The 22,865-nt window shown below is 56.8% G+C and carries 17 protein-coding genes; 12 read left to right on the plus strand and 5 right to left on the minus strand.

Going from position 1 to position 22,865, the window contains the following annotated elements; all coding sequences use genetic code 11:
• Positions 1–122: 122 nt before the first annotated feature.
• From AUC61_RS05395 to AUC61_RS05450, 12 genes are all read left to right on the plus strand, one after another.
• Positions 123–704 (plus strand): superoxide dismutase, encoded by a 582-nt coding sequence (locus AUC61_RS05395; protein ID WP_027900293.1) that lies wholly within the window; start codon positions 123–125, stop codon positions 702–704.
• Positions 705–1,009: 305 nt separating this feature from the next.
• Positions 1,010–3,061 carry a putative bifunctional diguanylate cyclase/phosphodiesterase gene (locus AUC61_RS05400; RefSeq protein WP_243244827.1) on the plus strand — a complete coding sequence of 684 codons (2,052 nt, stop codon included), beginning with the start codon at positions 1,010–1,012 and terminating at the stop codon, positions 3,059–3,061.
• A gap of 318 nt (positions 3,062–3,379) precedes the next feature.
• Positions 3,380–4,738 carry an imelysin family protein gene (locus tag AUC61_RS05405; protein WP_243244829.1) on the plus strand — a complete coding sequence of 453 codons (1,359 nt, stop codon included), beginning with the start codon at positions 3,380–3,382 and terminating at the stop codon, positions 4,736–4,738.
• Positions 4,739–4,976: 238 nt separating this feature from the next.
• Entirely contained in the window at positions 4,977–5,864 is an 888-nt protein-coding gene (locus AUC61_RS05410) for a DUF4123 domain-containing protein (protein WP_243244831.1), read from the plus strand.
• Positions 5,861–6,712, plus strand: a complete 852-nt coding sequence (locus AUC61_RS05415) for a toxin VasX (RefSeq protein ID WP_243244833.1) — start codon at positions 5,861–5,863, stop codon at positions 6,710–6,712. The genes AUC61_RS05410 and AUC61_RS05415 overlap by 4 nt, the downstream gene beginning before the upstream one ends.
• Positions 6,652–9,333: a hypothetical protein gene (locus AUC61_RS05420; RefSeq protein WP_243244834.1), complete on the plus strand. Its 2,682-nt coding sequence runs from the start codon at positions 6,652–6,654 to the stop codon at positions 9,331–9,333. Before AUC61_RS05415 ends, AUC61_RS05420 begins: the two co-directional genes overlap by 61 nt.
• Positions 9,334–9,550: 217 nt before the next feature.
• The gene (locus AUC61_RS05425) at positions 9,551–10,381 is read left to right on the plus strand and encodes a DUF6708 domain-containing protein (RefSeq protein ID WP_243244835.1); all 831 of its coding nucleotides are present in this window, start codon (positions 9,551–9,553) and stop codon (positions 10,379–10,381) included.
• Between the two features lie 118 nt (positions 10,382–10,499).
• Positions 10,500–11,927, plus strand: coding sequence for a di-heme oxidoreductase family protein (locus tag AUC61_RS05430; RefSeq protein ID WP_243244836.1), 1,428 nt, complete (start codon positions 10,500–10,502; stop codon positions 11,925–11,927).
• Between the two features lie 33 nt (positions 11,928–11,960).
• Positions 11,961–13,025 (plus strand): imelysin family protein, encoded by a 1,065-nt coding sequence (locus tag AUC61_RS05435; RefSeq protein ID WP_243244838.1) that lies wholly within the window; start codon positions 11,961–11,963, stop codon positions 13,023–13,025.
• Between the two features lie 16 nt (positions 13,026–13,041).
• Positions 13,042–14,139, plus strand: a complete 1,098-nt coding sequence (locus AUC61_RS05440) for a DUF1513 domain-containing protein (RefSeq protein WP_243245306.1) — start codon at positions 13,042–13,044, stop codon at positions 14,137–14,139.
• 406 nt (positions 14,140–14,545) lie between these two features.
• A complete protein-coding gene (locus AUC61_RS05445) occupies positions 14,546–15,697 on the plus strand; it encodes an efflux RND transporter periplasmic adaptor subunit (protein ID WP_243245307.1) in 1,152 nt (383 codons plus the stop codon).
• A 13-nt stretch (positions 15,698–15,710) separates the two neighbouring features.
• A complete protein-coding gene (locus AUC61_RS05450) occupies positions 15,711–18,773 on the plus strand; it encodes a multidrug efflux RND transporter permease subunit (protein WP_243244840.1) in 3,063 nt (1,020 codons plus the stop codon).
• 63 nt (positions 18,774–18,836) lie between these two features.
• Here AUC61_RS05450 and AUC61_RS05455 read toward each other — a convergent pair whose 3' ends face one another.
• The 5 genes from AUC61_RS05455 to colR form a co-directional block, all read right to left on the minus strand.
• The gene (locus AUC61_RS05455) at positions 18,837–19,064 is read right to left on the minus strand and encodes a hypothetical protein (RefSeq protein WP_243244842.1); all 228 of its coding nucleotides are present in this window, start codon (positions 19,062–19,064) and stop codon (positions 18,837–18,839) included.
• A complete protein-coding gene (locus tag AUC61_RS05460; protein ID WP_243244844.1) occupies positions 19,064–19,780 on the minus strand; it encodes a lipopolysaccharide kinase InaA family protein in 717 nt (238 codons plus the stop codon). Before AUC61_RS05460 ends, AUC61_RS05455 begins: the two co-directional genes overlap by 1 nt.
• A gap of 4 nt (positions 19,781–19,784) precedes the next feature.
• Positions 19,785–20,465, minus strand: coding sequence for a class I SAM-dependent methyltransferase (locus tag AUC61_RS05465; protein ID WP_243244846.1), 681 nt, complete (start codon positions 20,463–20,465; stop codon positions 19,785–19,787).
• Positions 20,466–20,675: 210 nt separating this feature from the next.
• Positions 20,676–21,956, minus strand: a complete 1,281-nt coding sequence (locus AUC61_RS05470) for a sensor histidine kinase (protein WP_243244848.1) — start codon at positions 21,954–21,956, stop codon at positions 20,676–20,678.
• The gene (gene colR / locus AUC61_RS05475) at positions 21,946–22,629 is read right to left on the minus strand and encodes a two-component system response regulator ColR (protein WP_027900279.1); all 684 of its coding nucleotides are present in this window, start codon (positions 22,627–22,629) and stop codon (positions 21,946–21,948) included. Before colR ends, AUC61_RS05470 begins: the two co-directional genes overlap by 11 nt.
• Positions 22,630–22,865: the final 236 nt, after the last annotated feature.

A 22,865-nucleotide genomic window follows, 5' to 3' on the forward strand; every position in this document is an offset into this window, starting at 1 on the left:
GACCCGGTGCTATGATCCTGACCCTGCGCCGCAAAGAGTACAAACTCGCCGGTGCATGTTCTGTCTGGCCGCCCGTGATCGGCCTTGCGCTCACCGCAACTGACCTGATTAGGAGATAAACCATGGCTTTTGAATTGCCGCCGCTGCCGTACGCCAAAGATGCTCTGGTACCGCACATTTCCGCAGAGACACTGGAATATCACCACGACAAGCACCACAACACCTACGTCGTGAACCTGAACAACCTGGTGCCTGGCACCGAGTTCGAAGGCAAAACCCTGGAAGAAATCATCAAGACCTCTTCGGGTGGCATCTTCAACAACGCCGCTCAGGTCTGGAACCACACGTTCTACTGGGAATGCCTGGCGCCAAACGCTGGCGGCGAACCTACCGGCGCACTGGCTGACGCAATCAATGCGGCTTTCGGCTCGTTCGACAAGTTCAAAGAAGAATTCAGCAAAACCTCCATCGGCACTTTCGGTTCCGGTTGGGGCTGGCTGGTGAAAAAACCTGACGGCTCCCTGGCTCTGGCCAGCACCATCGGTGCAGGCAACCCAATGACTAGCGGCGACACCCCGCTGCTGACCTGCGATGTGTGGGAACACGCTTACTACATCGACTACCGCAACCTGCGTCCAAAGTACGTGGAAGCGTTCTGGAACCTGGTCAACTGGGACTTCGTAGCGAAGCAATTCGCTGCCTGATTTCAGATCCAGTCAAGAAAACCCGGCATTGCCGGGTTTTTTTTCGTCGGCAAACTGTATTTTAGGTATTGTCAGCGAGCGATAGCGGACTAATATCATTCGCTTGGGTTTTCAAGATTTCGTTCAAGTTTCAAAGGTTTTTGTCCGACACAGTGAGAATGCCTGACTTTACGATAAAGTCGGGACGGAGCAAGGAAGCAGGTGACGAGGAGCAAAATCGCTGTTTGGCGATCTCGTTCTGGCTCAACTGTTTTTTGATGGTTGCAAAGGCTTGATGCACCCAGCACGGATTAAGGAATAGCCATTTGAAGCTGGAACTCAAAAACAGCCTGTCAGTAAAGTTGCTGCGTGTGGTGCTGCTTTCCGCGCTGATCGTAGGCGTGGTCTTGAGTTGTGCGCAGATTGTCTACGATGCGTACAAGACTCGTCAGGCAGTGGCCAGCGATGCGGAACGAATCCTGGACATGTTTCGTGACCCGTCGACTCAGGCCGTTTACAGCCTGGACCGGGAAATGGGCATGCAGGTCATCGAGGGTCTGTTTCAAGACAACGCGGTGCGGATGGCGTCTATCGGGCATCCGAACGAAACGTTGCTCGCCGAAAAATCGCGCCCCCTCAAAGCCTCCTCCACCCGCTGGCTGACCGACCTGATTCTGGGCCAGGAGCGCAGCTTCACCACCCAACTGGTTGGCCGCAGTCCCTACAGCGAGTATTACGGCGACTTGCGGATCACGATGGACACCGCAACGTACGGCGAAGGCTTCATCATCAATGCGGTGATCATTTTCATATCAGGCGTCCTGCGGGCACTGGCCATGGGGCTGGTGTTGTACCTGGTTTACCACTGGCTACTGACCAAACCGCTGTCGCGCATCATCGAACACCTGACCAATATCAACCCGGATCGCCCCAGCGAACATCAGTTGCCCCTGCTCAAGGGCCATGAGAAAAACGAACTGGGCATCTGGGTCAATACCGCCAACCAACTGCTGGCCTCAATCGAGCGCAACACGCATTTGCGCCATGAAGCCGAAATAAGCCTGCTGCGTATGGCGCAGTACGATTTCCTGACCGGCTTGCCCAACCGCCAGCAATTGCAGCAGCAACTGGACAAGATTCTGATCGACGCCGGCCGCCTGCAACGCCGTGTTGCAGTGTTGTGTGTCGGGCTGGACGACTTCAAAGGGATCAACGAGCAATTCAGCTACCAGACCGGCGACCAACTGCTGCTGGCTCTCGCTGATCGTCTGCGCGGGCATAGCGGTCGGCTCGGTGCACTTGCGCGCCTGGGCGGTGACCAGTTCGCGCTGGTTCAGGCTGACATTGAACAACCTTATGAAGCCGCCGAGCTGGCACAGAACATCCTTGATGATCTGGAAGCCCCCTTTGCCTTGGGCCAACAGGAAATCCGTCTGCGCGCCACCATTGGCATCACCCTCTTCCCGGAAGACGGTGACAGCACTGAAAAGCTCCTGCAAAAAGCCGAACAGACCATGACCCTGGCCAAGTCGCGCTCGCGCAACCGCTATCAGTTTTATATCGCCAGCGTGGACAGCGAAATGCGTCGGCGCCGGGAGCTGGAAAAAGACCTGCGCGAAGCCCTGCCGCGCAATCAGCTGTTCCTGGTGTATCAGCCGCAAATCAGCTATCGCGACAACCGGGTGGTCGGTGTCGAGGCCCTGATTCGCTGGCAGCATCCGGAACATGGCATGGTTCCCCCGGATCAGTTCATCCCCTTGGCAGAGCAGAACGGCTCGATTATCGCGATTGGTGAATGGGTGCTGGATCAGGCCTGTCGTCAGTTGCGCGAATGGCATGATCAGGGCTTCACCGACCTGCGCATGGCGGTCAACCTGTCGACTGTGCAGTTACACCACTCGGAATTGCCGAGGGTGGTCAATAATCTGATGCAGATTTATCGCCTGCCGCCCCGTAGCCTGGAGCTGGAAGTCACCGAGACCGGCTTGATGGAAGACATCAGCACCGCCGCCCAGCATTTGCTGAGCTTGCGCCGCTCCGGCGCGCTGATCGCCATTGACGACTTTGGTACCGGCTATTCGTCCCTCAGCTACTTGAAGAGCTTGCCGCTCGACAAAATCAAGATCGACAAGAGCTTTGTGCAGGACCTGATTGATGACGATGACGACGCCACCATCGTACGTGCCATCATTCAACTGGGGAAAAGCCTGGGTATGCAGGTCATTGCTGAAGGCGTGGAAACCGTCGAACAAGAGGCTTACATCATTTCCGAAGGCTGCCACGAGGGTCAGGGTTATCTGTACAGCAAACCGCTGCCGGGCCGCGAGCTGCTGGCTTATCTGAAACAGGCACAGCGCAGTAAGGCCGAGGTTTTGTAGGCGCCCATTGTGGGAGCCGGGCTTGCCCGCGATAACGGAAACCTGATTTATCTGAGATAACCGTATCGCCTGCATCGCGAGCAAGCTCGGCTCCCCCAATGCTATGCCGAACCTTGCGAAGTAGCCCAGACCAGCATTGCTGTCACAGAATCCCTCATCAATCGGCCTTATAGGCGACACCCTTTGTTACAAGCCCGCCTCCGCTCATCTTTTCCTCAAAGGCAATAGGCCTTTACACCGAATGCAAATCTTTCGCATTATGTTGCAGCTTTTTTTGGGCGCCTGGCGCCTTGAACCCTCTAGACGCAGGATTCCGTCATGATTCGTATGCCATTGGCAACCGCTAGTCTGCTGGCCATCGCTATTTCCCTCGCTGGTTGTGGCGACGAGAAAAAAGCTGCAGCACCAGCCACCGCTTCCGCACCTGCTCCAGCGCCTGCTGCTGCACCCGCGCCCGAAGCGGCTGCTCCGGCACCCGCTGCGCAGTCCACTGACGCTGCAGCCAAGGCAGTCGTCGCCAACTACGCCAACATGGTTTCCGCCGTATTCAGCGACGCTGAAGCCGCTGCTAAAAACCTGCAGACTGCGATCAACGAATTCCTCGCCACCCCGAATGACAAAACCCTCAAAGCTGCCCGCGACGCCTGGGTTGCTGCGCGCGTGCCTTACATGCAGAGCGAAGTATTCCGCTTCGGCAACACGATCATCGACGACTGGGAAGGACAGGTTAACGCCTGGCCCCTGGACGAAGGCCTGATCGACTACGTTGCCAAAGACTACCAGCACGCGCTGGGTAACCCGGGCGCCACGGCCAACATCATCGCCAACACTGAAGTACAGGTCGGCGAAGACAAGGTAGACGTGAAAGAAATCACCCCTGAAAAACTCGCCAGCCTGAACGAGCTGGGCGGTTCGGAAGCCAACGTCGCAACCGGCTACCACGCCATCGAATTCCTGCTTTGGGGTCAGGACTTGCACGGTAATGGTCCTGGCGCGGGTGAACGTCCAGCTTCCGACTACATTGAAGGCGCAGGCGGCACTGGCGGCCATAACGACCGTCGTCGTGCCTACCTGACAGCGGTGACTGACTTACTGGTCAGCGATCTGGAAGAAATGTCCAACAACTGGAAGCCAGGCGTTGCCGATAACTATCGCGCCAGCCTGGAAGCCGAAAGCGGCGAGAGCGGCCTGCGTAAAATGCTCTTCGGCATGGGCAGCCTGTCTCTGGGCGAGCTGGCTGGTGAGCGCATGAAGGTGGCACTGGAAGCCAACTCCAGCGAAGACGAGCACGACTGCTTCAGCGACAACACTCATAACTCCCATTTCTACAATGGCAAAGGCATCCGCAACGTATACCTGGGCGAGTACACCCGTGTAGATGGCACCAAAGTCAGCGGGCCAAGCCTGTCGTCTCTGGTCGCCAAAGCCGATCCAGCCACCGACGCCACCCTACGAGCTGACCTGGACGCTACTCAGGCCAAGCTGCAAGCCATCGTCGACCAAGCCAACAAAGGTCAGCATTTCGACCAGTTGATCGCGGCTGGCAACACCGAAGGCAACCAGATCGTTCGCGACGCCATTGCCGCTCTGGTCAAACAGACCGGTGCCATCGAGCAAGCCGCTGGCAAGCTCGGCATCACCGACCTGAACCCGGATAACGCCGATCACGAATTCTGATCAGCGAGGTTTGAGCGTTCGCTGATGAACGCTTCGAACGGGTGAACTTGAGAAATGCCAGTTGGCTTTGCTGACTGGCATTTTTTTTTGGCTGTGGATTGCCACTTAGGCTATTGGAGCGGGACGATTCTGCGAGTGTTGTAAGCCCTTTCCGAAACGCCATTTTCAGGGTTGTAGCAACCTTCCCCCACCACGAATATGCGCGCTTTCCTATAGCCATTGAGCAAGGCGCGCCTCGATGACATATCTCGAATCCGGCCCGGATGACCTGCCGTGGTCGAAAAATGGCTACATTCTGTTCAACGCCGTAAGAACCGGCGACCTGCTGAAGCGGCTTTATCAGTGGAACCCCGGTGTCGACTGCCATCCGCTGTTTCTCGGAACCCGGTTCAAAGAGCTGCTGGATATGTCGCCCGTGGTGGTGACCATTGAAGACCAATACGACCCTGCATTTCGAGCATTTCTGGAGAACGCGCAAAAGCTCTGGGGCCTCCTGCTGTTCAGCAATGCCAATAAACGTGAGGTTGTCGATCATCTGCGCTGGTTGGTCAGCGTTGATGAACCGGTGGGCAAAGCCACCTTGCTTAATCTGTCGGACCCGCAAGTCGCGAACGCCTTGTTCGAGCTGTATCCCTTGCACACCGATAACGCCCTGTACGGCCCTATTGAGCATGTCTACGCGATAGATCGTTTCGAAGGGCGCTGGCGCCATCACCGGCGTCTCGGACCGCCCGCGACCAACGCCCATCAGACGCTCTATCGCCTGAGCGAAGCTCAGATCGAAGCGCTGGATGAGCTCAGCTTTCGCGCTGTCGTGATCAACATCGAACTCCACGCATGTCGGCATTTTCCTGAGTTTCAGGCGCAGCTCGATTCCCGACAGCGCTTCGCGTATTTCCTCGAAATGGCCAACGGCGCGTATGAGCGCGGCTTTCACAGCGAAAGCGATCTGTTGCACTTCGTAAACGTCATGCAATTTCTCCATAGCCAACCGCCTGATGCCCATCCAGACATCACTACTCTGCTGTACCAAAGCTCATCGCTGACACCTTCGCAACGGGTACAGAAAGCCAATCTGCTCGCCCTGGAGCGAGCCCGACAATTTCTGCGAGGAACGCAACCATGACCGGTAAACGTCTGCCCAAAGAGGATCGCGCTTACTGGGAAGCCCGAAGCGGCAGCCACAAGGACGCCCGCACCAGTATTGGAACCTGCCCGCTGATGGGTAAGAAAATCCAGCTGCTACCGCTGCGATATGGTCGGGTAGAACGACTGACCAGCAAAGTAGATACAGAATCCTATCAAGGGCTACAGCGGCCAATTGGTCTGCGGCTGATGCGCGACGGTTTTCTGTACGTCATCGAAGAAACCACCAACACTCTGCATGAGTACCGCATAGAGAATGGCGCGCCCGTAAAGTTGTTGTGGCAAGGCAATGATGTCACTCAGGACGAACGCAGCCACGCCACCGGCGAATCGACACTCATCTTCGCCCGTAACAGCGTTCTGCATGTAGCGTATTCGGAGCTGCAATGGACTGCTGCGAAATGCGCCCACGTCATCTCCAGCAGCCCTGACCGCTTTTACTTCATGCAACAAGTGGATCTGGCTAAAGCGAACTGCGAAAACGGCGGCAAGCATCTTCGGGTTCAAAAGCAGATCAAAACAACCGTTGCCGAACTGGCCGAACAACCGTCAACGCAGTGCCCGACGCCGGATGCGCCCGCCGAAGAACGCCAGGACTACGCGTGGGAACATCAAGCGCTCTTCCGTGAAGCTCATATTGGCGAACTCAAGGATTCACTGAACGCGCTGTACCAGTTCGACCATCTGTACCTGATTCTGGAAGACAGTCTGGGCATCATGCGTGACCTTGCCGAGGAGCAGGATACGGTTGTCGGCTGGATCGAAGAATGGACTCAACGCCACAACAACGAAAGCGCTACGTGGTGGGCAGCTATATTGACACCCTGATGACGCTGGGCGAGAACAACGCTCTACGGACTGACGCAACACCGGATCTGTTCGAAAAAACCACGCTGGAACAACGCACGTTCATTTACGACTACATCAATGCCCGGAATCAGTGGCGTTGGGAAAAGAGCCAAGGCCTGGAAGTACCCCGCAGCGAAAACGGAAACTACTCGTCGATGCGCGGTGCACACCTGCGCGAGCGATCTGAAACAGTTATCGCCAAACGTCAGATGGACGAGAAACACCGGCAAATGGTCGTTGCGCTGGGCGAGCCGCTCCACAAGGACCTTGATGAAGAAATCGAGGCCCTCGAAGACAGCAGCATCGGCACGCTGCAAGGCGTAGGTCTGGGCTCGCGAGGTATTTTCGATCTGGTCCGGCATGAGGAAATGCAGCGATACCTAAAGCGAGAACGCCTGCATCTCAAACGCTGGACCGAGCGTCTCGACGCCATCACGCATGACCGAACCCGACTATTCACATTGGGCGAGTTTCATCGCAGCGCTTGGTATTTCGATCCAGAGCACCACGAGCAACTGAACAACGCCCTTGCCACTGAATACAACTGCACCCGCGACTTGTGCCGCACCGATGAAGCGTTGGAGAAGATCGCGGCTTACTTTCATGACAAGCCGTTCTACCTCCTGCCAGTTTTTTATGGACGACTGGACCTGGATTTTCTACGGATCAAATCCGGCGTATTGATCAAGCTGCTGGACGACATGCGTGGCTTCACCGATGGGCTGGCCGACGCTGAAAAACGGATATCCGATATCGGTCACATCATGGGCAGCCACTGGAGCAAAAGCCTGCAAATCGAAGGCCGCGCTCATTCACTCCATCAAGCCGTTAGCGCCACGTACATCCCCGCTATCGCACTCGGCATGGAGAAATGGCTGGCGCAGATGCAGGTCAAACTCGAAACGCCTGCCATGCATCAGCAGATGGACAGCTTCAAGACTTTCACCAACCGTGGGCAACGGCTGGGCATGTTGGTTGCCCTGCAACAGGAAGGCGCCCACCTGAACATCGCCAGCGCCGACGATGTGGAGAAATTCACTCACAACTTCACCCGCCTGGTTCATCTGCTTGAACGTGAAGAGCAAATCAAGGCAGATCGCAAAAACTGCGACAAACTCACTCGTAAACGCATGCTGAGCGAAGAAGAACGCTACGGATACCAGGTCCGTAAAGAAGCGTTCAGCAAAGAGTTACTCGCGACACGCAACGAGCGTTCGGCTGTCGTGAGACAGCTGGAAGACGGGATTACTCCGACCAGAAAACTTGGTGCGGGACGGGTTGGTGTGCAACTGGATATCAGCCCCGAAAATCTTGAGGCATTGAATGATGAGACGAGACGGCTTAGGGCTGGGGCGTTGGGGGAATATGGGACTGAGGGATCGACGAAGGTCGCACTTAAGAGTGGGTTCGTGCCATTGCTGGCAGTCGGGTTGCAAATTGGGAATCTAGGGGAGGCTTGGAGGGTATGGCAAAAAAACACTGGCAATAAAAGAACAGCAAGGGAAATCGCAATTGCAGTTGGTAGTCTGACTTCAGTTTTGGCAGCGGCGTTATCGGTCTACCAGTCGATTCATATCGCAATGGTAGATAAAGCTTTGCAAGCGACGCTTACTAACGGTTCAGGAGAAGCAGGAACATTATTCGCGGTTAAAGCTGGAAAGTTAGGTTTGCAGCTAGGATTAATCATTGCCCCGCTTGCGCTCATCGGCTCAATCGGAACGGCATGGGATAACTGGGATAAATGGCACGACGCATTTGTCACCGGCACGGCTGGGGAGAAAGCCGGTGCTCTTGCCGCATTGGTCGGAGATGTAGGGGCTCTCGGAGTCGCCACAGTAACAACCTCGATAGCTGGCCGTGAAGGTTGGGGGATAAGTCAGGACTACATAAGGGCACCGCGGCAGGAGAGAAAAGTTGCCCTCGCCAGAGCTTGGGCGACTAGAGGAACCCGGTTCCTTTATTTATCAATGCGCTTTACCCCGTTGGGTCTCGCGTTTACAGCATTCCAGCTGAGTGGCGAAGCGCTATACAACTACAACAATCTTGACGATCAGCAACGCTGGATGTTGCGTTGTTGCTGGGGCCTGCAACCTGAAAACTGGGATTGGCCAACCCATTCGCAAAAACTCGCTGAAGCCACCCTGTTGCCGCATGTCATAGACAAAGGCCTTCATCGCCAGCTCGCCAGTGACGAGCCTGTCCGCAGGCTACATTTGGTTTTGCCGGGATTAAATCTTGGAACCTTCGACGATACGTCACTGCGCTGGAGCGCCGCACTACAAAAGGCACCAAATGATTGGGATGCAGGTCAAGCTTTGGCTTCGCTCATCCGGGTCGTTGCTGATCGCCCCATGATCTTGGAGCTGGATATCCCAGAACAATGGCAAGGTATGCAATCGCAGTTGCAACTGCACCTAATGGTAAAGCCAGCGGTAGCCGCTGATTACTTGAAGGCAGACCAAAGCTATCTGCATTACCGCATTCCATTATCTCCAGATATTGTCAGCAAAAAAAGAATAACGCCATCCGCTCTAGTCCCAACATTAGCTAAGCAGCCAGAAGAAACTCAGATCACCAGTGAGCTGCTAAATGATATCTAACAAATATGAAAAACTACCTCAGGCAGGCGATATAGAGAAGCGATCCGGAACTGAAGTGCTTTATCTTTCCCCATGCCCAATACCTACAGGGATCGCAGCTTATAGCTCAAGAAGCCTGAATAGAGACTCGAACGAGTCCTATCTTGATTTCACAGCGGGATCAGCCACAGTCGAATTCGGCGTTCGAGGGGGGATTGGCTCAGTTATAGGGATTACCATGTTCCTGCTCCTTGTAAGCTTAGGACTAGGCATATCTGACTACCTGGACGCAGGAAGACCTATCCTTGAGCCCGTAATCACCCTGTTCTCACCTAATTGGTTCACTTGGGGCGTTCTAGGCTTCCTTATTTCCATTCATAGCTGGCAACTAGCTCGTGTGGTCCACCAGCAGACCTCCTATCCCCCCATCCGCTTCAACCGCCAACGCCGCGAAGTCGCCTACGTCCCCAAACGCGGTCAGCCACCGCGTTTCATCCCATGGGAAGAAGTCATCGCCTGCGTGACCAGCGGCAAGGTCGTTACCCAATACGGTGTACATAACAGCTTCTCGCTGATGATCGGACTTCGGGATTCGGAAATTGGCGATGTGGTGTGGATAACCGTGCCAACGGGCTCGCTCACACTGGCTATCAGTGAATGGGAGGCCATTCGCGGTTACATGGAGGAAGGCCTTAGTGCCCTGCCAAGGCCTGTAAGCGAGGAATTTGAAGAAGGGACCGTCGTGTATTTTCATTATTGCCGCGAGGTGTACCGAGACAATCACTGGTACATCACTTACCTGCTGGGCTTCGTGCTCATCCAGTTCTGCAGCGGCTGGACTCTCCCCTGCCATATCGCGGCCTGGGTAAAGCGATTGCCCAAAGCCAGCTTTCCGAAATCCGTGCTCGACTGGTCTAAACCGCTACCGCCAGATGAATGGAAGCAACCCAGCGATGAATTGATCGAACAGAGCAAGGCTATCCGCAAAAGCCTGCGCAAGGGTAAAAGTCTTTTTGAGCATTTTCGAGAAGAATGCAGTTCTAGAACCGAAATGGGGAAAAGTGCCTGACCAACGATTTCGTAACAACACATTGCACCCACCAAGGCAAACGATAATCCCTCTTATTCAAAAAGGACGAGGCTGTTAAGCTTGCACGCCCCGATTTTTGGCTCGTTGCAGGATGGTTATGGCTACGCGGCTACGTCCCTTTGTTGTGTTGCTCAGTGCCCTGATGATGGGTGCGTGCGATGACGCCCCGCGTTTCACCCAGGCAGAGCCTGGTGAGGCGTTGGCGGGCGGCAGAGCGACCGTGAACAAGCGGGATGTGAATGCGTTCTCGATGCCGTCGGCGAATCTGTCGCCTGTGCGGCGTCTGGACTTCAGTGTCGGCAACAGTTTCTTCCGCAGCCCTTGGGTGATCGCTCCGTCCACGACCACTGCCCGTGACGGGCTGGGGCCGCTGTTCAATACCAACGCGTGCCAGAACTGCCATATCAAGGACGGTCGCGGTCATCCGCCCGAGCCCAATGACGTCAATGCCGTGTCGATGCTGGTACGCCTGTCGATTCCCGATGATCCGGCTCAGGCAGAGCTGATCAAGAAGAATGGCGTGCTGCCCGAGCCGACTTACGGCGGGCAGTTGCAGGACATGGCAGTGCCCGGTGTCGCCCCGGAGGGTCGCGTCCGCATCGAGTACGAGCCCATGCCGGTCAGGTTTCGCGATGGCACGGTGGTCGAGTTGCGCAAGCCGACCTTGAGCATCACTCATCTGGGCTACGGCCCGATGCACCCGCAAACCCGCGCCTCGGTACGCGTGGCCCCGGCGATGATTGGTCTCGGGTTGCTGGAAGCGATTCCCGACGCGGCGATTCTGGCCAATGCTGATCCCGATGATAAAGACGGTGACGGCATTAGCGGTCGCCCGAACTGGGTGTGGGACGATGAGCAACAGACCGTGGTAATGGGCCGGTTTGGCTGGAAGGCCGGGCAGCCCAATCTGAATCAACAAAACGTGCACGCGTTTTCCGGTGACATGGGCCTGACCACCAGCCTGCGTAACTTCGACGATTGCACGCCCGCACAAACCGACTGCCTTGCAGCACCCAACGGCAATGGCCCGGACGGCGAGCCGGAGGTCAGCGACAACATTCTGCGGCTGGTGCTGTTCTATAGCCGTAACCTGGGTGTACCCGCCCGTCGCAACATAGAAAATCCCCAGGTGCTGGCCGGTAAAAACCTGTTCTACAAGGCAGGCTGCCAGCAATGCCATACGCCACAGTTCAAGACACGTCATGATGCCGCCGAGCCGGAACTGGCCAATCAGGTAATCCGTCCCTACAGCGACCTGTTATTGCATGACATGGGCGATGAGTTGGCTGACAATCGCACCGAATTTCAGGCGACAGGCCGCGAATGGCGCACGCCGCCTCTGTGGGGCATAGGCCTGACGCAAACCGTCAGCGGCCACACTCAGTTTTTGCACGACGGACGCGCCCGCAATCTGCTCGAAGCGGTGCTCTGGCACGGAGGCGAAGCACAAGCCGCGCAGCGGCAGGTATTGGCTTTTGATGCCGAACAGCGCGCAGCACTGCTGGCGTTTCTGAATTCGTTATGACTTCTTTCATTTAAAAACTATAAGGAGCCGGACATGTTCCGTCCCAAGTTGCTCTTCACCAGCCTTGCTGCGCTCGCCCTGGGTGCCTGCGCACCGTCGGACCCGCAAGCGGTCACCTCGGCAGCGATTGCCAAGCAAGTGATCCTGCCGACCTACAGCCGCTGGGTTGATGCTGATCGCAAGTTGGCGACTAGCGCTTTGGCTTTCTGTGAGGGCAAGACTGATCTGGCCACCGCCCGCGCCGATTTCCTCTACGCCCAGAAGACCTGGGCGGAGTTGCAGCCGTTGCTGATTGGTCCACTGGCCGAGGGTAATCGTTCGTGGCAGGTACAGTTCTGGCCTGACAAGAAGAATCTCGTCGGCCGTCAGGTAGAACAGCTGGTGACGGCCCAACCGCAGATCACCCCTGATGCACTGGCCAAGTCCAGCGTGGTGGTCCAGGGTCTGTCCGCTTATGAGTACATTCTGTTCGATGCCGCCATCGACATGGCCAACGCCGAACAGAAAGCCCGTTATTGCCCACTGCTGACGGCGATTGGCGAACGCCAGAAAGCGCTCGCCGAAGAGATCCTCAGCCGCTGGAACAGCAACGACGGCATGCTCGCGCAATTGAGCAAATTCCCCAACCAGCGCTACGCAGACTCTCACGAGGCCATTGCCGAGTTGCTGCGCGTGCAAGTCACCGCACTGGACACACTGAAGAAAAAACTGGGTACACCACTGGGTCGCCAGAGCAAAGGGCAACCGCAACCGTTCCAGGCGGACGCATGGCGTAGCCAATCATCCCTGAGCAGCCTCGAAGCAAGCCTGGGCAGCGCTCAGACGGTATGGGCTGGCGTGGAGAACAAGGGGCTACGTGGACTGTTGCCCGCCGAGCAGAAACCGCTGGCAGACAAGATCGACGCTGCTTACGCTGCCAGTCGCAAACTGCTGTCGGAGCTCAAGCCGCCGCTCGCCGATTTGCTGGCCAGCGAAGAGGGTCGCCAACAATTGAACGCCTTCTACGACAGCCTCAACGTCGTGCATCGTCTGCATGAAGGCGAATTGGCCAAGGCGCTGGGCATCCAGTTGGGCTTCAACGCCAACGACGGCGACTGACCGGGAGATCACAATGATGTTGCGACGCCAGGCCCTGGCACTCGGAAGCCTGTTGCTCAGTGCTTGCACCTTGGGCGGCTGGACACTGTTTCGGCAGAAAGACAAAGGCCCGCTGCTGCTGTCCGCTCGCGATGATGGTGACGGGTTGCACTACGCCGTGGGTTATCGTCTGGATGGCCAGCAGGTGTTTGCAACCCGGGTCGGCCAGCGCTGCCACGACATCATCAATCATCCGACGCTGAGTCTGGCGCTGTTCGTCGCCCGTCGACCGGGCACAGAAAGCTATCTGATCGACCTGAATGACGGGCGCTTGCTGCAAACCATTCACTCGCAGCCTGATCGGCACTTCTATGGCCATGCGGTGATCCACAGCAGCGGCGAATGGTTGTATGCCACCGAAAATGACACCACTGATCCGGGCCGTGGTGTGCTTGGTGTGTATCGGTTTGTCGACGAGCGTCTGGTGCATACCGGAGAAATTTCTACCCATGGCATCGGCCCGCATCAGGTGTCATGGATGCCGGATGGCGAAACGCTGGTGGTGGCCAATGGCGGGATCAGGACCGAGGCTGAGAGCCGCGTCGAGATGAACCTGAATGCCATGCAGCCGAGCCTGGTCCTGATGCAGCGCGACGGTACGCTGCTGAGCAAGGAAACCCTGGCGCAATCCATGAACAGCGTTCGTCACCTGGGCATCGCCAGCGACGGCACCATCGTCTCCGGTCAGCAGTTCATGGGGGACGCTCACGAATCCTCGGAACTGCTGGCAATCAAACGTCCGGGCCAGCCATTTGTGGCGTTCCCGGTACCAGAGCAGCAACTGGCATCCATGGGGCACTACACCGCCAGCGTTGCGGTACACAGCGAGTTGCGTCTGATAGCGCTGACTGCTCCGAGGGGCAACCGGTTTTTCATCTGGGACATGGACAGCGGCGCAACACGCCTCGACACCGCCCTGCCCGACTGTGCCGGGGTGGGTGCGGTAAAAGATGGTTTTGTGGTGACCTCCGGACAAGGCCGTTGCCGCTTTTACGACTGCCGCCAGAGCGAACTGCTCGCCAAGCCTCTGGAACTGCCAGCGGGGCTTTGGGATAACCACCTGCATTTGGTGTGAGTGCTCCACGTGTTTTCTTGTAGGAGCTGCCGAAGGCTGCGAAGCATTGACGCTGAAACTCCGCCATCGCAGCCCTCGGGATTCCCCATCAAACAACAGCAATCTTCCAGACTGAACCCTGTCCTGAGCTCACCGAGGCTACGAGGCCAGCGATAGCGGTTTGTCTGACACTCCGCCATCGCTGGCCTCGTAAACTCGGTGAGCTCCTACTGGTTCAATGTATCGTGCGGCAGCGACGGGTCAGGAATACCGGGTGATCTCCTACAGTAATGATCCCCCGGGGTTGCAGGAAAACTCAGCACTGACTGAAAGCAGACGTTTTACTGTTACGGCCTGCCCCTCTATCGCTGTAATATCCGGCAATGTCGCTCGCCGGGCTTACCCGGTTTTCTCCAAGGAAATGGATATGCTGCGTCGCCGGATGCTGATCATGCTCGGGGTTGTGTTGCTTGTAGTGCTGCTGCTCGCGGGCTACAAGGCGTTTTCTGTCTATCAGCAGATTCAACAGTTCACGGCCCCCAAACCACCCATCAGTGTCGCTGTTGCGACCGCCAGCGAACGGCCTTGGCAGAACCGCCTGGCCGCCATCGGCTCGCTCAAGGCGCTGCAAGGCGTGGAGCTGAGTCTGGAGATCGCGGGGACGGTCAAGACCGTGCAGTTTGAGTCAGGGCAAAAAGTCCGTATCGGGCAGCCTCTGTTGCAACTGGACAGCGACGTCGAAAAGGCCCTGCTGGGCACCGCAGAAGCTGATCTGGGACTGGCTCAGGTCGAGTACGGCCGCGGCAGCCGACTGGTCGGCGACCAGGCCATCTCCAAAGGTGATTTCGACAAACTTGCAGCCCAGTTCAAAAAAGCCAGCGCTACTGTCGCGCAACTCAATGCCTCTCTGGCGAAGAAACGCATTCTGGCGCCCTTCAGCGGCACGATCGGGATTCGCCAGGTGGATGTTGGAGATTACCTCGCCAGCGGAACCGTGATCGCTACGTTGCAAGACTTGAGCAGCCTGTATGTGGACTTCAATGTGCCGGAACAGGCGCTGCCAAAACTGACAGTCGGGCAAACCGCGCTGGTGAACGTAGCGGCCTACCCGAATCAGAGTTTCGAGGCCACGATCAGCGCAATCAATCCCAAGGTCGACGAGGCCACGCGCAACGTGCTGATTCGCGCCACCTTGCCCAATCCGCAGAGCACCTTGCTCCCCGGCATGTTCGCCAATTTGCAGGTGCTGCTACCCGGCCCGAAAACTCAGGTGGTCATTCCCGAAAGTGCCATCACCTACACGCTTTATGGCAACTCGGTTTACGTCGTCGTGCCGAAGAAAAACTCCGAAGGCACGCCAGAGAAAGACGCTAAAGGCGAACTACAGCTGATTGTCGAACGTCGTTTCGTCGAGACCGGCGAGCGCCGCGACGGGCTGGTCATCATCACCAAGGGCCTCAAGGCAGGTGAACAAGTGGTCAGCGGCGGGCAGCTGAAACTGGATGCCGGTGCACACGTCGCCATCAGCGCAGATCAGACACTGCAAGCCGAACAGAACAGCCAGCCACAGGTTGACTGATCAAGGAATACTCATGGCTTTTACAGATCCGTTCATTCGTCGCCCGGTCCTCGCCACGGTGGTCAGCCTGCTGATCGTCCTGCTGGGTTTTCAGGCTTTCAGCAAGCTGACCATTCGCCAGTATCCGCAGATGGAAAATGCCCTGATTACGGTCACCACGGCCTACCCCGGTGCCAATGCTGAAACCATCCAGGGCTATATCACTCAACCCTTGCAGCAAAGTCTGGCCAGCGCCGAGGGCATTGACTACATGACATCGGTGAGTCGCCAGAATTTTTCCGTTATTTCCATCTATGCGCGGATCGGTGCCGACAGCGATCGGCTGTTCACCGAGTTGCTGGCCAAGGCCAACGAAGTAAAGAACAAATTACCTCAGGACTCTGAAGACCCGGTACTGAGCAAGGAGGCCGCCGATGCGTCGGCATTGATGTACGTCAGCTTCTACAGCTCTGAACTGAGTAACCCGCAGATCACGGACTACCTGTCGCGGGTCATACAACCCAAACTTGCAACACTACCGGGCATGGCAGAAGCGCAGATCCTCGGCAATCAGGTGTTTGCCATGCGTCTCTGGCTCGACCCGGTGCGTCTGGCAGGGTTCGGACTGACGGCCGCCGACGTGACCACCGCCGTCCGGCGCTACAACTTTCTGGCCGCTGCCGGTGAGGTCAAAGGCGAATATGTGGTCACCAGCATCAATGCGACCACCGAGCTGAAATCCGCAGAAGCTTTTGCCGCCATCCCACTCAAGACCGCAGGCGACAGCCGGGTTTTGCTCGGTGATGTGGCGAGGGTAGAAATGGGCGCGGAAAACTACGACACCGTCAGCTCTTTCGACGGCACACCGTCGGTGTATATCGGGATCAAAGGCACACCCAGCTCCAACCCTCTGGATGTCATCAAAGAGGTACGGCGCATCATGCCGGAGCTGGAAAGTCAGCTGCCGCCCAACCTGAAAGTTTCCATCGCTTACGACGCAACGCTGTTCATTCAAGCATCCATCAACGAGGTGGTTAAAACCCTGATTGAAGCGGTACTGATCGTCATCGTTGTGGTGTTCCTGTTTCTCGGGGCTTTGCGCTCAGTAATGATCCCTGTCATCACCATTCCCCTGTCGATGATCGGTGTCCTGTTTTTCATGCAACTGATGGGCTACTCCATCAACTTGCTCACACTACTGGCAATGGTGCTGGCAATCGGGCTGGTGGTGGACGACGCAATCGTCGTCGTGGAAAACATTCACCGGCACATCGAAGAGGGAAAAACACCCTTCCATGCCGCTATAGAGGGGGCCAGGGAAATAGCCATGCCGGTGGTGTCGATGACTGTCACTCTGGCGGCGGTTTATGCCCCTATCGGCTTTCTGGAAGGATTGACCGGTGCGCTGTTCAAGGAGTTCGCCCTCACTCTGGCGGGCGCGGTGGTGATCTCGGGCGTGGTTGCCCTGACCCTTTCGCCTATGATGTGCGCCCTGCTTCTGCGTCGCGACGAGAACTCCACCGGCCTTTCACACAAGCTCGATCAGGCATTCGAGAGGCTGAAGCGGCGCTACCAGCGGATGCTGCACGGCACCCTGGACACACGTCCGGTGGTGCTGGTCTTCGCGGTTATCGTGCTCTGTCTGATTCCGGTACTGCTCAAGTTCACTAAATCAGAGCTCGCGCCCGACGAGGATCAGGGCATCATTTTCATGATGGCGACGTCACCGCAGCCCACCAACCTGAACTACATCAACACCTACACCGACCAGTTCATCAAGATCTTCAAGGAGTTCCCCGAGTACTACTCCTCGTTCCAGATCAATGGCTTCAACGGCGTGCAGACAGGCGTAGGCGGTTTTCTGCTCAAACCATGGGATGAGCGCAACCGCACGCAGATGGAGATCCTCCCGGACGTTCAGGCGCGACTGGCGGACATCAGCGGTTTGCAGATCTTCGGTTTCAATCTGCCGTCGCTCCCAGGCACCGGCGAAGGTCTGCCTTTTCAGTTCGTTGTTAATACCGCGAACGACTACGCGTCATTGTTGCAGGTTGTCGAACGGATCAAGGCACGGGCGACCGAGTCTGGAAAATTTGCGTTTTTGGACATCGACCTCGCCTTCGACAAGCCCGAAGTTGTCGTCGATATAGACCGCGCAAAGGCTGCGCAAATGGGTGTCTCCATGCAAGACCTCGGAGGCACGCTGGCGACCCTTCTGGGCGAACAGGAAATCAATCGGTTCACCATCGAAGGCCGCAGCTACAAGGTTATTGCTCAGGTCGAGCGCCCCTATCGTGACAACCCCGGCTGGCTGAACAATTATTACGTGAAAAGCAGCGATGGCCAGCTACTGGCGCTATCGACGCTGATCAAGGTGACTGACCGGGCCCGCCCTCGGCAATTGAATCAGTTCCAGCAACTGAACTCGGCGATCATTCAGGGTTTCCCCATCGTCAGTATGGGAGAGGCCATCGAAACAGTCCGACAGATCGCCAGTGAAGAAGCTCCGGCCGGTTATGCCTACGACTACGCAGGCGCGTCCAGACAATACGTGCAGGAAGGCAGCGCCTTGTGGGTTACCTTTGCGATGGCGCTGGCGATTATTTTTCTGGTACTGGCCGCTCAGTTCGAAAGCTTCCGCGACCCGCTGGTGATTCTGGTCACGGTTCCGTTGTCGATTTGCGGGGCTTTAATCCCGCTGTTCCTCGGCCTGTCGAGCATGAACATCTATACCCAGGTGGGTCTGGTGACACTGATAGGCCTGATCAGCAAACACGGCATCCTGATCGTAGAGTTCGCCAATCAATTACGTCGCGACAAGGGCCTGTCAGTTCGCGAGGCCGTTGAAGAAGCGGCAGCCATCCGTTTGCGTCCGGTCTTGATGACGACGGCTGCCATGGTCTTCGGCATGGTGCCGCTGATCCTGGCAGCGGGCGCCGGGGCTGTCAGCCGCTTTGATATCGGTATGGTCATCGCCACCGGGATGTCGGTTGGGACTTTATTCACCTTGTTTGTACTGCCCTGCGTCTACACCCTGCTCGCAGCGCCTGATAAAAAGCCTGTGACAGGTCCGGAACCAGAACCCCACGCGGACTAACGCCGGACGCAACAAGGCCCCAATAAAGGGGCCTTAAAGTCGATGTTGCGAAAGCCGTGAGAGCTAACGCGCCGTTCCCGAGCCTTGAGCCAGGCCGAACATCAAGAGCAACAAATCATGACTTGGGCTTACCGTGTCATGCGTCTTCGCTATCCGAGGCAACGGACAGTGCCCCTCGCCATGCAATGCGCTCAAAACCTTCGTTCCAGGTTCAACCCAGGCGGCCATGGCGACGGAAGTGACCACCAGCGCACCTAGAATGAACAAACCTCGTGCCAGTTCTAGTTTCATTAGTCTAAACCCTTGATAGCGCTGCCAAACGCTGCCTGATAAAAGTAGACCAACTTCTGCCAATCTGTTGATGAGAACGACGAGTGGCGGCGCAATTGTCTGAGGTCATGACGGGCGGCAGCAACAGGGTTCAAACGGCGTCGACACTTCTCAAGATCGAGCAACGCAATTTCAGCTTTGGCATCTGCACCTTCGCCAACGATACGAACAAATACATGCTTGATGTAAAGACAGCCATGCTGCCAGCGCCCCAAATGCATGCGCGCCAGGTTGCTTGCCAGTTCCTGGAGCACTTGATCATGAGTGGCTTCGCCATGCTGCTCCCGGCCACCTGTGGCATACCAGTTATCCAGCTCGACATAACCGTCAAGCGCAGCAGTCACCAGCAGCGCACGCCACTGATGGCTTTCATCACGTTGCGCACCACAGAAAATCAGCTTGGGAACGTTGACATTAAGCTCGCTCAAGCCCTGGATGGCGTCGCGTTCGCGCAACACGGTCGGTCGCCCGAACGGGTGCAACCAGCTGCGATAGATATGCCCGACCTGCCGTTTGACGTAAATCAGCCGACCATTATCGGTAAACACTCGTTGGACGCCGCTTTCGCCACCGCGACGCTGGTTGGGTTCTTCAACCCATTCTCCATGCTGCGTCCAGAAAAAATCGAAACGCTCATCCTTTAAAACCGTGGGCTCCACAGCAACTTGCACGCCCATCTTGTTACCTCTTGCGCAATAGGTACACACGCCACATGGCGTACGTCGGTAAGAAATCCAACCGCTCCTGAATACGAAATCCCGCCTGCTCAAATTCGGCCTCAACAGTAGCGGCCGGTAACACAAAGCGATTCTGGTAACTATCCTGCCCATTCTTCGCGATGCGCTGCTTATCGAGACGCTTGCGCTTCCATGCTTTGAAATTGCCATCCACCCAAAGTGAAACAATCACACTGTCACGTGTAACACGCTGAAACTCCTTTAACAGAGCGAGGCGATGATCGGCTTGGCCGACGTGGTGCAGCAGCCGCATACAGAAAATGCTGTCCACGGCGTTGTCGGGCAGGTCAATGTCGAATGCAGATGTCTGCAAGGGTTGTACCCGTTTCACCACTTCTGCAGGCTGAGCAGCACAAGCGGTCTTGAGCATGTCTGCCGAGTTGTCTGCGCCGATGATCATCCGGTTCGATTTTTCCGCCAGCAATGGCCAGAAACGACCTGCACCACAGGGCAGATCAAGCACTAACCCAGGGTCACCCGCACGATGCAAAGCAGTCCTTGCCAATTGCTCATCGCGCCAATGAGACAAGCGACGGGACAGATTGTCCTTATGCTTTTGCAAATATTGTTGGGCATGCTCTTGGTCGTACTTGCGTGAGAACTCAAGCTCGATGCGCTTGCTCATGGGGCGGCTCCTGAAGTTGATGAACTCAAGATAGCCAGCGCGCTGTCATGATCAGGTCATGCTTATGTGAAAAAAATGTCGGACAGGAGGACGAATGTTTCCAGATACTTCAATGAGTTAGCAGCCCTGTTACAAAGCATATAGGCGGGCGTCAGATTTGTTTCAGAACTGAAACAAGGCGGTTATTTATCGGGCGAAAAGAAGCTGGGGTTACTTTCTGAGTTTCACACTGAAACGGCAACCGTTGGGTTCCATCGGGCTGAGACTGACGCTCCACCCCTGGTTCTCACAGATCCGTTGAACCAGTGACAGGCCCAGGCCAAGACCTTCGCCGCGCTGTTCATTGCCCCGCACAAAAGGTTCGAACATGGCTTCTCGCTTCTCCTCCGGGATTCCGACACCGCTGTCCTCCACCAGAAAGCCTTCCTGCTGCAACGTAAGGGTGATGAATCCCTGATCGGTGTAGTGCAAGGCATTGCGCAGCAGGTTGCCCATAACCGCGTGCAGGAAAGTCGAGTTATAGAGGATTCCCGAAGGCTCGTTTGAGCCGATCGATCGAACGGTCAGTTGCAGCCCTTTGCTTTCAATAGGGTCGCGCCAAAGTGCGATCAGATCTTCAGCGACGCTCTCGAGCGATACCTTGGGGACCATGTTGGCGTCTTCACGTTGCGTGCGGGCCAACATGAGAAAGGTCTGCACAAGGTCACGCATCTCTTCGCAAGCCCGGGCAATCCGCTCGACCTGCGCCCTCGCCCGGGTATCAAGCGCCGGATTGTCCAGCAGCAACTCGCAGGAGCTGGCGAGTACCATCAAGGGGGTCCTTAGCTCATGGCTGACATCGCTGGTGAACATACGCTCGCGAGTCAACGCCTGACGCAAGCGCCCCAGCGTCGCATCGAAGGCGACGGCCAACTCGCCCACCTCGTCAGCGGCGTAATCAGGTGCCAACGGTGGCGCCAGGCCGAGTAGCTGATCGCGATGGCGTACCTGCCGGGCCAATCGCACAACAGGCGCCATAACCCGCCGAGCCAATACCCACCCCAGAAACACCGCCAGTCCTAAAGCAAGCACGAACCCCACCAGCACGACCGCGAACAGGACCCGCTCGCGCTCTTCAAAATCGCTCTGATCCTGAAGCAGCGCATAACGGCGTCCGTCCACGACTTCGACCATGGCGTGATACGACAGCGGGCCACGAAACACTTCATGGAAGCCTGGATCGAGGTGCCGGAGGTCGCTGGGTATATCGAAATCGCCGGGGCCGCCGCTGAAATAGAACAGCTGATCAGGCTCCGGACGGTGACTCCAGTCGCTGACACTGTCGAGCAGCAGTAAACGGTGCAGGTCGCCGCCCAGGCCAGCTGAAATCAGCTTCTCTTCTACCAGGTGGACAGTCGCGACGATCCCCATGGCAAAGGAACCCGCCACTAACGCGCTCATCAACGCGAAAGCGATGATGATGCGTTGAGCAAGGCTTTGCTTAAACTCCATCCCGGCCCTCGGCCAGGCGGTAGCCGACACCGTGTACGGTTTGCAGCAGCGGTTTGTCGAAAGGCTTGTCGATGACCTGACGCAACTGGTGCACATGACTGCGCAGGCTGTCGCTGTCCGGGCAATCGTCCCCCCAGAGGGCTTCTTCCAGGACTTCGCGACGCAGTACGTGCGGGCTTTTCTGCATCAAAACGGCGAGCAGCTTCAGGCCAACCGGGTTGAGCTTGAGCAGACGACCTTCACGGGTTACTTCCAGCGTATCGAGGTCGTAGACCAGTTCGGCGACTTGCAGGGTGCGTCGCCCGCCTCCCTGGGCACGGCGCAGTACGGCTTCGATGCGTGCCGCCAATTCGGACAGGGCGAAGGGTTTGAGCAGGTAATCGTCTGCACCGGAGCGGAAGCCTTGCAGGCGATCATCCAGTTGGTCGCGGGCGGTGAGCATGATGACCGGGGTGTCGCGGCGCGCATCTTCACGCAGGCGTTTGCAGAGGGTGTAGCCATCAATGCCAGGCAGCATGATGTCGAGGACGATGAGGTCGTAATGTTCGGTTGCCGCCAGATGTAATCCGGAGAGGCCATCCTGTGCACAATCGACGGTATAGCCTTTCATGCCGAGATAATCGGCAAGGTTGGCCAGGATGTCCCGGTTGTCTTCGACAAGAAGAATTCGCATGTGCACGCCCTCCATCAGCAATAGGCTGGCGCAGCTTAAGGCTAACGGGGGGCAAGAGCCAGTAGCAGATGGGGTTACTTGAGGTGAGCTTGACATCGGGTGGCAACAACAACATTTTTGTGCTGCTTATTTTGGTTTCGCCCTGACGGTCGACCCCCTTTGTTTCGGCAAAGGGGGGAAACCATTTATCGCTGACGTGCGGCCCCTGCTTCGCAGGGGTTCCTTCGACTCCGGTG

This window comes from Pseudomonas maioricensis, assembly GCF_022790535.1.
In the GTDB taxonomy this organism is placed as follows: Bacteria; Pseudomonadota; Gammaproteobacteria; order Pseudomonadales; family Pseudomonadaceae; genus Aquipseudomonas; species Aquipseudomonas maioricensis.